The organism is Gemmatimonadaceae bacterium (assembly GCA_037721215.1).
GTDB lineage: Bacteria > Gemmatimonadota > Gemmatimonadetes > Gemmatimonadales > Gemmatimonadaceae > UBA4720.
Genome location: JBBJNV010000041.1, coordinates 1 through 11,024 on the forward strand (window position 1 = coordinate 1; position 11,024 = coordinate 11,024).

Below are 11,024 nucleotides of genomic sequence, written 5' to 3' on the forward strand. Positions count from 1 at the left end.
GTAGGAAACGAGCTGTTCACAGCTGTCGGGCCGGAAATTATCCAGTGGCTGCGCGACTTTGGCTGCGATGTGTTTCTCGACCTGAAGTACCATGACATTCCGAACACTGTCGCGGGGGCGATTCGCAGGGTAGCGGATATGGGGGTGCGGCTCACCACTGTTCACGCGTCCGGCGGCCAGAAGATGTTGGAGGCAGCGGTCGAAGCGGCAGGCGCGGCGTGTGGTGTGCTTGCGGTGACTGTTTTAACTTCTCTCGACGACTCGATGCTGGCGCATGCGTGGGGCAGATCCTTGGTCCAGACCGGAGTAGAGGTAACCCGCATGGCTGCAATGGCCCGTCAGGCGGGCATGCATGGAATCGTTTGCAGCGGTCACGAGGCTGCGGCGGTTCATGCGACCCATGGGGACTCACTTCGGCTTTTAGTGCCCGGTATCCGTCTACCGGGCGACGCCGCTGGCGACCAGTCGAGGGTCATGTCACCTGAAGACGCAGCATCCGCGGGTGCCAGCTATGTCGTGCTGGGCCGGTCGATCACTCTCGCCAAAGATCCGCGTGTGGCGATGGAAGCGGTTACCCAGAGCCTGACGGGGCGGCGACCGTTGGCTTAATTAACGACGTGGAGGGGTTACCGACGTCGCGCCTGATTTTGCGCACTTTGCACGCTCAGCGCACCTGCGGCCCAAGTCAGATTCGGGTCCCGCGTTCGTTCAGTTTGAAGCGTGACACTTGTTTCGCATGCCAAGACCGCGGATTGAGGACTTTGCGGATCCGCACCGTCCTCATATTCGTGGTCGTAGCAGCGTCCCAGTGTCCATCACAATCCGTGACCACTAACTTCGGTTTGCCCCGGTTGATTTCACATCACTCAGGCGGTATTTTCCAAGGCTACCCTCGAATAGTGGCTCCGCAAAGCGTGCGGGGCTGTTGGCACGTCCATAGGAGCTTTTGTGAAAGTACGCAGTAGCGTCAAGCCGATCTGTGAGCACTGCAAAGTGATCAAGCGTCAGGGCGTCGTCCGGATCATCTGCAGTCGGAATCCCAAGCACAAGCAGCGGCAGGGCTGATAAATGGCACGTATCGCCGGCGTGGATCTTCCACGCGAGAAGAAAATTGAAATCGGGCTCACGTATATCTTTGGTATCGGCCGCGCGACCGCGCGCCGTATCGTTGAAGAGACGGGGATTAACGCCGACCAGCGTGTCCGCGATCTGAATGATGCCGACACTAACCGCCTTCGCCAGGCGATCGAGAAGGACTTCCGCGTAGAAGGCGCCCTTCGCACTGAAGTCGCAATGAACATCAAGCGACTCATGGACATTGGCTCGTACCGCGGTAATCGTCATCGCCGAGGGCTGCCAGTGCGCGGCCAGCGCACTCACACGAACGCCCGCACCAAGAAGGGGCCGCGCCGCGCGATCGCGGGAAAGAAGAAGGTTACGAAGTAAACAATGGCTACTGGAAAGAAGACCAAACGGATCATCGAGGCGGAAGGCGTTGCGCATGTCAGCGCAACGTTCAACAACACGACGATCACCATTACGGACGCCCACGGAAATACGATTTCCTGGGGCTCATCGGGCAAGGCCGGCTTCAAAGGCTCGAAGAAATCGACTCCTTTTGCCGCCACCGTCGCCGGAGAGCAGGCCGGGCGCGAAGCCGTGACACTCGGCGTCCGCCGCGTGCACGTTCGCGTGCAGGGGCCGGGCTCCGGGCGCGAGTCAGCGATTCAGGCGCTCGTAGCTGCAGGGCTCCAGGTGAAGTCGATCAAGGATGTCACGCCTATTCCGCACAACGGCTGTCGTCCCCCCAAGCGTCGGAGGGTCTGACCGATGCGTTACACAGGCCCTAGCTGCAGACAGTGCCGGCGGGAAGGAACCAAGCTATTTCTCAAGGGCACCAAGTGTTTCACCGAGAAGTGCCCGGTCGAGCGTCGTCCCAGTCCGCCCGGTCAGCACGGGGCGAGCACCGCGCGCCGCCGCAAGATGTCAGAGTACTCCAAACAGCTTCGCGAAAAGCAGAAGATCAAGCGAATCTACGGCGTCAGCGAGAAGCAGTTCCGTAACACGTTCGAACGCGTTGCAACTCTTCCCGGAATAACTGGACACAACCTTCTGGCCGCGCTCGAGAGCCGTCTTGACAACGTTGTCTATCGCATGGGGTTTGCAGCCAGCCGGAAGGCCGCCCGGCAGCTCATCCGGCACCGGCACGTCGAGATCAATCAGAGGCCGGTCGACGTTCCCAGCTTTGTCGTTGCGCCGGGTGAAGAAATCCGGGTTCGGATGAAGTCCCGCGAGCAGGCCTCGGTAATGGTCGCCATGGATCAATCGACACGCGGCGCGCCGCTGACGTGGATTGCCGTCGACCGTGACACTTTCAGCGGTCGCATGCTCGAGCGCCCGACGCGGCCCAATATCCCGATCGCTGCCCAGGAGCAACTGGTCGTCGAGCTTTACTCGAAGTAGCGTCGCTGACTCTTCCGCCCCGGCGGAGAGAGCGAACGATACGTGAGCGCGGAATTTTCCCGCGCTCACGTTCACATATGAAGGCGTCGGCAGTTCGTGCCGGCACCGCAACGGGACCCTAACTCCCGTACGGGCTCACCGCGCGTTAGGGGCGGGGTGGGACGTGAGGATCAAACAGGAAATGGCACAGGCAATCGATCTCAGAGGGCTCGTCCGTCCGCAACTGGTAGAAGCAACCAGACGCGAAGACAGCTCCAACTCAGCAGAATTCCGGCTGCAGCCGCTCGAGCGTGGCTTCGGTCATACCCTCGGCAACGCAATGCGCCGCATGCTGCTTTCGTCGCTTCGCGGCTCGGCGGTCTGGGGTATCCGCATGGACGGCGTTCTGCACGAGCATCAGACCGTAAAGGGAGTTGTCGAGGATGTTCATCAGATCATCGGCAATCTGAAAAATCTCACGCTCGCCCTCGATGAGGGGAAAGAGAGCGCGACCCTTCGCATCACGAAGAGCGAGGCAGGGGCGGTCACGGCCGGCGACATTCATGCTGAGCCCAATGTGACAATTTTGAACCCCCAGCATCACCTGTTCACGATGCAGGACGACCGGGACATCAATGTCGAGCTGTATGTGAACAAGGGGCGCGGCTATGTCGAGTCGGACCAGCATCCGGTGGACAAGGCGTTGCCCGTCGATGTGGTTCGCATCGACTCCATTTACAACCCCGTGCGACGCGCGAATTTTTCCGTTGCCGAGACACGCGTTGGCCAGCGCACGGATTACGACCGGTTGACGCTGAACGTGGAAACGAACGGTACGATTTCGCCGGAGGAAGCGGTGAGTTACGCGGCAGCGCTGGCGCAGACTCACTTCCAGTATTTTGCGGGGTTTGGCTCCCATTCGTCCGCGCCGCTGGCGAACGGAATGGATATGCCAGGCGGGGATGGTCAGAAGCTGGCCGAAGCCCTGCGCACGCCGATCGACGACTTCGAGCTGTCAGTCCGCTCGGTGAATTCCCTCAAGAACTCCGGGATCCGTACATTGGGCGATCTGGTGAAGATGACTGAGGCTCAGGTTCTGCAGGTCAAGAACTTTGGCAAGAAGTCGCTGAACGAGATCGTCGACCTGCTCGAGAAACACAAGTTGAACTTCGGCATGAAGTTCGAGGAGACCGCCGACGGTATTCGCATTACCGACGCCGGAACGCCTCCCAACCGCAACGTACCAATTGTCGCAGCCGACGACGACGACGACGAGGAGTAAGAACAATGCGTCACCGCAAGACAGGCCGGTCGCTCAAGCGAACCGCTGAGCAGAAGCTGGCCCTTTTGAGGGGTCTCGCCATGGCGCTTATCGAGCGCGGCGCGATCGAAACTACCGAAGCGAGAGCCAAGGAGCTGAGGCCATTCGTGGAAAAGCTGATCACGAAGGCCCGCTCGGGAACGCTTCACGATCGCCGGCTGGCGGGACGTCATGTGCAGGTCCGCTCGCTCAACGATAAATTGTTTACGGAAATAGGGCCAAAGTTTGCAACCCGCGCCGGAGGGTACACGCGTATCCTCAAGACCAGTCACCGCAAGGGTGATGGCGCGGAAATGGCCCGCATCGAGCTGGTGGACTGATATGCCGATCAACAGAAGCCGCTGTTACGTTTGCGACAAGGGTGTGGCGTTCGGAAACAACGTTTCTCACGCGAACAACAAGACGCGGAGAACCTGGAAGCCGAACCTTCAGGTGGCCCGTATCGTGATCGAAGGGAAGATCGAGAAGGTCAAGGTTTGTACCCGGTGCCTGCATGCGGGCAAGGTTCAGCGTGCACCGCGTGGCGTATCAGCTGCGTAATTCAATGCACTCGGTGGATGAGAAGGGAGTGCGCGATGCGTGCTCCTTTTTTTATGTCCGCGGCTCATCTCGAAGTCGGGTCCAACAACGCAGCAGCTCTGCCACAGATGACACAGATGCTCGCCGATGCCACCGATGAAATGCGCAAACCATCCGCTTTTCGCACTTTTCATACGGCGGCTTCAACTCGCGACAATGGCTGGGGGAAGTGCAACTGCAGCCAGAATTTCCATGTTCCTTGTTCCTTCATCGTTTGAGCGCAGTTTCAGTCATCTGTGACGTCTGTGACATCTGTGAAGCATTTGAGTCATTTGTGGTTTGTTTTTCTTGCCCGTCATCGATAAGACATGGCCAAACGCACTGACCTGAAAAAGATTCTGATTATCGGCTCGGGGCCGATAGTGATCGGTCAGGGCGCCGAATTTGACTATTCGGGTACCCAGGCCGCGAAGGCGCTGACGGAAGAGGGTTACGAAGTCGTCCTTGTCAACTCAAATCCGGCGACAATCATGACCGACCCCGAGTTCGCCGCTCGAACGTATGTCGAGCCGGTAACGCCGGCATTTGTGGAGCTCGTACTGGAGCAGGAGCGTCCGGATGCACTTCTGCCGACGATGGGAGGGCAGACAGCGCTCAACGTTGCGATGAAGCTCCACGAGTCGGGTGCTCTGGAAAAGTACGGCGTCGAGCTCATTGGCGCAGACGCACGGGCAATCAGCATGGCCGAAGATCGTGGACAGTTTGCCGATGCCATGCGGCGTATCGGCCTCAAGGTGCCCACTGGCGGTATTGCGACGACATTTGATGAAGCGCTCGGACTTGTCGATCTCGTCGGCTTTCCGGCGATCATCCGGCCCGCATTCACGCTCGGCGGCACCGGCGGAGGCATCGCCTACAACCGCGAGGAATATGAAGAAATCGTTCGCCGGGGAATTGATCTCTCGCCGGTGCAGCAGGTTCTGATCGAACAGAGCGTCATCGGCTGGAAAGAGTTCGAGCTCGAAGTGATGCGGGATTGTGCGAACAATGTTGTAATCGTCTGTGCGATCGAGAATGTCGATCCGATGGGAGTTCATACCGGCGATTCCATTACGGTCGCTCCCTCGATGACCCTCAGCGATCGCGAGTACCAGGCGATGCGGGACGCGGCAATTTCGGTGATCCGGGAAATCGGCGTCGAGGCAGGTGGGTGCAATATTCAGTTCGCCATCAACCCGGATGACGGAGAGATGCTCGTCATTGAGATGAACCCCCGCGTGTCCCGCTCATCGGCGCTTGCATCGAAGGCCACCGGGTTTCCAATTGCGCGCATCGGTGCGAAACTGGCCGTCGGCTACCGCCTCGACGAAATCCCGAACGACATTACGAGGACTACGCCGGCGTCCTTCGAGCCGGTTCTCGACTACGTGATCGTGAAGTGTCCGAGATTTGCTTTCGAAAAGTTCACCGCCGCTAATCCGCAGCTCACCACCCAGATGAAGTCCGTCGGTGAGTCGATGGCGATCGGTCGCACATTCAAGGAAGCGTTCCAGAAAGGCTTGCGTGCGCTCGAGACGGGACGGCCGGGCTGGACAGTGGGCAGGTACCTTGATGAAGACCGTCTTCCGGATGATACACTCGAGGCGCTACGTGGCGCACTGAGGCAACCGACGCCGGAAAGAATCTTCCAGATCAAGCGCGCAATCGAGGCCGGGATCGAGATCCGCGATATTCACGAGCTGACTCATATCGATCCCTGGTTTCTCGGGCAGATGAAGGAGCTGGTCGACGCTGAGCGTGAGTACATGTCCCTCGACTCGCCGGGTGCCGACGACATGCGCCGCATGAAGCGATTGGGCTTTTCGGACGGTCAGCTTGCGCTGCTCGGCGGCTCGACCGAAACGGCGATCAGGGCCGAGCGCTGGCGGCTGGGGATTCGTCCGGTCTACAAGATGGTGGACACGTGTGCCGGAGAGTTTCCATCAGCGACGCCCTACCTCTACAGCAGCTACGATGAGGAGGACGAAGCGCCGCGAAGTGGTCGCCCGTCGGTCGTCATCCTCGGCAGCGGACCGAACCGGATCGGACAGGGCGTGGAGTTCGATTATTGCTGCGTGCGCGCAGCGCTCGCGCTGCGGGAACGGGGGTACGAGACTATCATGATCAACTCGAATCCTGAGACCGTTTCCACTGATTTCGATATCTCCGATAAGCTTTATTTCGAGCCGCTGACTCTGGAGCATGTGCTCGAAATCGTTGAGCGGGAACAACCGATCGGGGTGATCGTTCAACTCGGCGGTCAGACTCCGCTCAAGCTCACCCGGGGACTCGAAGCCGCGGGAGTAAGAATTCTCGGCACTTCTCCGGACTCGATCGACATCGCGGAAGACCGGCGCCGCTTCGACGCGATCGCCCGTGAGCTTGGCGTGCAGCAGCCGCCAAATGGCACCGCAACGAGTGTCGCCGAGGCCGTTGCGATCGCCGAGCGCATCGGTTATCCGGCACTGGTTCGTCCGTCGTATGTGCTCGGCGGCAGGGCAATGGAGATTGTGTATGATGCGGCGTCGCTGGAGGACTACTTCGAACGCGCCGTCCGCGTATCGGAGGACAGACCGGTTTTGATTGACCGCTTTCTGGAAGATGCTTTCGAAGCTGACGTTGATGCAGTTTCCGACGGACATCAGGTGGTCATCGGCGGCATCATGCAGCATATCGAGGATGCAGGCATTCACTCCGGTGATTCGGCCTGCGTCCTTCCGCCATACCTGATCGGCGAAAAGGACATGGAGACGATGCGGACCCACACTGTTGCTTTCGCAAAGGCACTGGGAGTGGTTGGGCTCATCAACGTTCAGTACGCCATCAAGGATGGAGAGGTCTACGTACTGGAGGTGAATCCCCGCGCCAGCCGGACGGTGCCCTTTGTATCGAAGGCAATCGGCGTGTCGCTTGCCGCTGTCGCTGCGCGAGCAATGCTTGGCGAAAGTCTCACCGAAATCGGATTCACCGAGGAAGTTGTCCCCGAATACGTTTCGGTGAAGGAAGCCGTGTTTCCGTTCACTAAGTTTCGCGAATTCGATCCGATTCTCGGGCCGGAGATGCGGTCCACGGGCGAAGTTATGGGAATCGCCGAGTCGTTTGGAGGTGCTTTCGCGAAAGCGCAGATTTCAGCGGAGAACCGGCTACCCGCAAGCGGGACGATTCTGATTACTGTCAATGACTTCGACAAGACCGCCGTGACGCCGATTGCCAGGCGATTTCACGAGATGGGTTTCAGTCTTGTGGCCACCGAGGGAACGGCGCGCCACCTGCGGGGCCGCGGGATACCGGTATCCCGGGTATTCAAGGTGCACGAGGGGCGGCCGCATGGCATCGATATGATCGTCAATGGAGATGTGCAGCTTCTCATCAACACTCCGTTCGGCAAACACGCGCAAAAAGACGATTACACGTTGCGGCAGGCTGCGATAGCGCATGGTGTAGCGTACACGACCACTCTTTCCGCTGCGAATGCCGCCTGCGATGCAATCCTGTCGATGCGTTCCCGTCCGTTCGTCGTGCGCTGCCTTCAGGATTGGCATGCCCAGCTCGGCGCGGAGTCGGTGGTTTGACAATACGCGATGTATTTGTTCACGAGTCCGCGTTCGTCGACGAGGGGGCGCAAATTGGGCAAGGCAGCAAGGTCTGGCATTTCTGTCACATCCTTCCCGGTGCAATCCTTGGTGAGGATTGCTCTCTGGGCCAGAATGTGGTCGTCATGAACGGCGTGAGGATCGGCAACAACGTAAAGATCCAGAACAACGTTTCCGTTTATGAGGGAGTCGAACTGGAAGACGATGTCTTCTGCGGTCCGTCAATGGTCTTCACCAACGTCATCAATCCGCGAAGTCATGTGTCCCGCAAGGATGAGTATCGCCGGACGCTCGTGAGACGCGGTTCGACAATCGGGGCCAACGCGACAATCGTGTGCGGGGCGACACTCGGCGAATACGCGTTCATCGGGGCGGGCAGCGTCGTCACGGGCGATGTAATGGCCTACGCTCTCATGGTCGGGGTGCCTGCTCGACGAATTGGCTGGATGTGCCAGTGCGGACAGCGTCTTCCCGATGGCGGCGCCGGTTCGTGCAGCGGGTGCGGGACCTGCTACCGGGCAGTGTCAGACCGCATCGAGAAAGTCGAATCGTGAAAGAAAACTCTGGAGAGGAAATGGCCAAGGATTTGTCTCGCGGCGAGGCCGTGAATGTGGCTGCCGCATCGATCGACGAGGTGGGCAAGCGGCATTTCCGGATTGTACTCGTGGGTTGCGGCCGCATCAGCGGCAACCATGCGATGGCTATTCGGGAGATCGATGGACTCAAGCTGGCGGCGGCCTGCGATGACAATCCTGATCGTGCTCGGAGTTTTGGCGAATTACATGGGATCCCATGGTTTAAGTCGTACGAGGAGCTGCTCGCTTCCGTGGAGTGCGACGTCGTAGCGATCGCCACACCGTCCGGACTTCACCCGGCACAGGGTGTGGTCGCCGCCCGCGCCGGCAAGCACGTCATCACGGAAAAGCCGATGGCGATCTCACTGCGCGGCGCGGACGAGCTGGTACAGGCATGTGATGCTGCGCGTGTCCATCTGTTCGTCGTCAAGCAGAACCGGCTGAATGCGCCGGTGCAAATGCTCAAACGCGCCATTGACCGTGGCCGGTTTGGCCGCCTTTACATGGCGAGCTGCACCGTCCGGTGGACCCGTCCGCAGGAGTACTACGATCAGGCTCCGTGGCGCGGCACCTGGGAGTTTGACGGAGGTGCGTTCATGAACCAGGCATCACACTACGTCGATCTTGTGCAGTGGGTGATGGGCCCGGTCGAAAGCGTGATGGCAAAGACCGCTACCTTGGCCCGGAAAATCGAGACCGAAGACTCCGGAGTGGCGATCATGCGATTCAGGTCCGGCGCTCTCGGCGTTATCGAAGTCACCATGTTGACCTACCCCAGCAACATGGAAGGCTCGATTACCGTCCTCGGGGAAAGAGGAACGGCCAAGATTGGCGGCACCGCTGTGAACAAGGTGGAGCACTGGACGTTTGCGGATTCCGATGCAGAAGACGAGGCTGTCCGGTCAATGGACAGCAACCCTCCAAATGTTTACGGCTATGGCCATGAGGGGTATTATCGCAACGTCCTCTCGGTTCTCCGGGGCGAAGCCAAGCCGGACACGGACGGCCGTGCCGGCCGCAAGTCTCTCGAGTTGATACTTGGTATCTACGAATCCGCGAAAACAGGGCGGGACGTGCCGCTGCCGCTCAAAGCCTGAACCGGGCATCTTTACAGGATATGCCGCCGCACAGACAATGAGCGTCCCGCTCCTCGACCTTCGGGCCCAGCACTCGTCCATTCGGGACGAAGTGGTCGCTGCCATGATGCAGGTTGTGGACGATCAGGCGTTCATCCTCGGCGCCCCCGTAGAGCGCTTCGAGAAGGCGGTTGCCCAACTCTCGCAATGCCGGTTCGCAATCGGCTGTGCGAATGGAACGGATGCACTGCTCCTGGCGCTTCGGGCACTCGGCATCGGTGCCGGAGACGAGGTAGTTACCACGCCATTTACGTTTTTCGCTACCGCCGGGGCCATCCACAACGTCGGCGCGCGCCCAGTGTTTGCCGATATCGATCCTGACAATTTCAATCTATCCCCGCAAGCGGCCGCTGGGGCCGTGACGCCCGGTACGCGCGCGATCATTCCGGTTGACCTCTTCGGACAGATGGCTCCCGTCGACGCAATCGCCGCGGCGGTTCCGGGGATGCCGATTATCGAGGACGCCGCTCAGTCAATTGGCGCGACCCGTGAGGTGGGTGGCAAGACCGTGAGGGCGGGCGAATCATCGACGATTGGAACGTTCAGTTTTTTCCCGTCGAAAAACCTCGGTGGTTACGGTGACGGTGGCATGATGGTCACGCAGGACGAGGACATTGCGACACGGCTGCGCCGGCTCCGGGTTCACGGGGGTATGAAGACCTACTATCATGATGAAGTGGGTTACAACAGCCGCCTTGATGCGTTGCAGGCAGCAGTGCTGATGGCAAAGCTGCCGAAGCTTGAAGAGTGGAGCGCTGCGCGACGCAGAAACGCGGCGTACTACGACGCCGCCTTCTTGGGCGTTGGAGACGTTACAACCCCGGCCATAGATGCCGGGAATGTTTCGATCTACAACCAGTACACGCTCCGCGTAGCTCGCCGGGATGAGCTGCAGGATCATCTCAGACAAAAGGGGATCGGCAGCGCGATTTATTACCCCTTGCCGCTGCATATGCAACCCTGCTTCGAATATCTGGGTTATGAAAAGGGCGCTTTCCCGGAAAGCGAAAAGGCCGCGCGCGAAGTGCTGTCGCTGCCGGTGTATCCGGAGCTTGGTCAGCGACATCTCAACGAAGTAATCGAGGCTGTGAGAGGATTCTATGGGCAATAACCCTGCAACGTCTGTCTCCATGAAGGACCGACTGCTTTCGAAACTGGACGACCGGACCGCGTGCATTGGAGTCATCGGACTCGGGTATGTCGGGCTGCCGTTGGCGCTGGAGTTCGCGAAGGCCGGATTTCATGTGATTGGGTACGACGTGAGCCAGCGGGTGGTCGGGGCGCTGATGGCGGGCAACTCGCACATTCAGGACGTGAGCTCCGCTGAACTGGCTGGTCTGGTTGATAGCGGCCGGTTCGAAGCGACTGCAGACGAGTCCCGCCTTCAGGAAATGGATGC

The 11,024-nt window shown here is 59.5% G+C and carries 13 protein-coding genes; all 13 read left to right on the top strand.

What is annotated here, in order from left to right; translation table 11 throughout:
* Nucleotides 1-609, top strand: a 609-nt coding sequence (pyrF, locus tag WKF55_16180) for an orotidine-5'-phosphate decarboxylase (GenBank protein MEJ7761120.1), incomplete at its 5' end; no start/stop codon positions are given.
* Between the two features lie 339 nt (nt 610-948).
* Nucleotides 949-1,065 (top strand): 50S ribosomal protein L36, encoded by a 117-nt coding sequence (gene rpmJ, locus WKF55_16185; protein MEJ7761121.1) that lies wholly within the window; start codon nt 949-951, stop codon nt 1,063-1,065.
* 3 nt (nt 1,066-1,068) lie between these two features.
* On the top strand, nt 1,069-1,446 hold the full coding sequence (rpsM, locus tag WKF55_16190; protein MEJ7761122.1) for a 30S ribosomal protein S13: 378 nt from the start codon (nt 1,069-1,071) through the stop codon (nt 1,444-1,446).
* A 3-nt stretch (nt 1,447-1,449) separates the two neighbouring features.
* Entirely contained in the window at nt 1,450-1,827 is a 378-nt protein-coding gene (gene rpsK / locus WKF55_16195; GenBank protein ID MEJ7761123.1) for a 30S ribosomal protein S11, read from the top strand.
* Nucleotides 1,828-1,830: 3 nt separating this feature from the next.
* Nucleotides 1,831-2,463 (top strand): 30S ribosomal protein S4, encoded by a 633-nt coding sequence (gene rpsD / locus WKF55_16200; GenBank protein ID MEJ7761124.1) that lies wholly within the window; start codon nt 1,831-1,833, stop codon nt 2,461-2,463.
* Nucleotides 2,464-2,626: 163 nt separating this feature from the next.
* Nucleotides 2,627-3,724, top strand: coding sequence for a DNA-directed RNA polymerase subunit alpha (locus WKF55_16205; GenBank protein ID MEJ7761125.1), 1,098 nt, complete (start codon nt 2,627-2,629; stop codon nt 3,722-3,724).
* A 5-nt stretch (nt 3,725-3,729) separates the two neighbouring features.
* On the top strand, nt 3,730-4,083 hold the full coding sequence (gene rplQ / locus WKF55_16210; protein MEJ7761126.1) for a 50S ribosomal protein L17: 354 nt from the start codon (nt 3,730-3,732) through the stop codon (nt 4,081-4,083).
* Nucleotide 4,084: 1 nt separating this feature from the next.
* The gene (gene rpmB, locus WKF55_16215; protein ID MEJ7761127.1) at nt 4,085-4,303 is read left to right on the top strand and encodes a 50S ribosomal protein L28; all 219 of its coding nucleotides are present in this window, start codon (nt 4,085-4,087) and stop codon (nt 4,301-4,303) included.
* 347 nt (nt 4,304-4,650) lie between these two features.
* Entirely contained in the window at nt 4,651-7,893 is a 3,243-nt protein-coding gene (gene carB, locus WKF55_16220; protein MEJ7761128.1) for a carbamoyl-phosphate synthase large subunit, read from the top strand.
* Nucleotides 7,890-8,468, top strand: coding sequence for an acyltransferase (locus WKF55_16225; protein ID MEJ7761129.1), 579 nt, complete (start codon nt 7,890-7,892; stop codon nt 8,466-8,468). Before carB ends, WKF55_16225 begins: the two co-directional genes overlap by 4 nt.
* On the top strand, nt 8,465-9,586 hold the full coding sequence (locus WKF55_16230) for a Gfo/Idh/MocA family oxidoreductase (protein ID MEJ7761130.1): 1,122 nt from the start codon (nt 8,465-8,467) through the stop codon (nt 9,584-9,586). The genes WKF55_16225 and WKF55_16230 overlap by 4 nt, the downstream gene beginning before the upstream one ends.
* Before the next feature lie 37 nt (nt 9,587-9,623).
* A complete protein-coding gene (locus WKF55_16235) occupies nt 9,624-10,736 on the top strand; it encodes a DegT/DnrJ/EryC1/StrS family aminotransferase (GenBank protein MEJ7761131.1) in 1,113 nt (370 codons plus the stop codon).
* A gap of 19 nt (nt 10,737-10,755) precedes the next feature.
* A partial coding sequence (locus WKF55_16240; GenBank protein MEJ7761132.1) for an NAD(P)-binding domain-containing protein occupies nt 10,756-11,024 on the top strand: 269 nt, incomplete at its 3' end.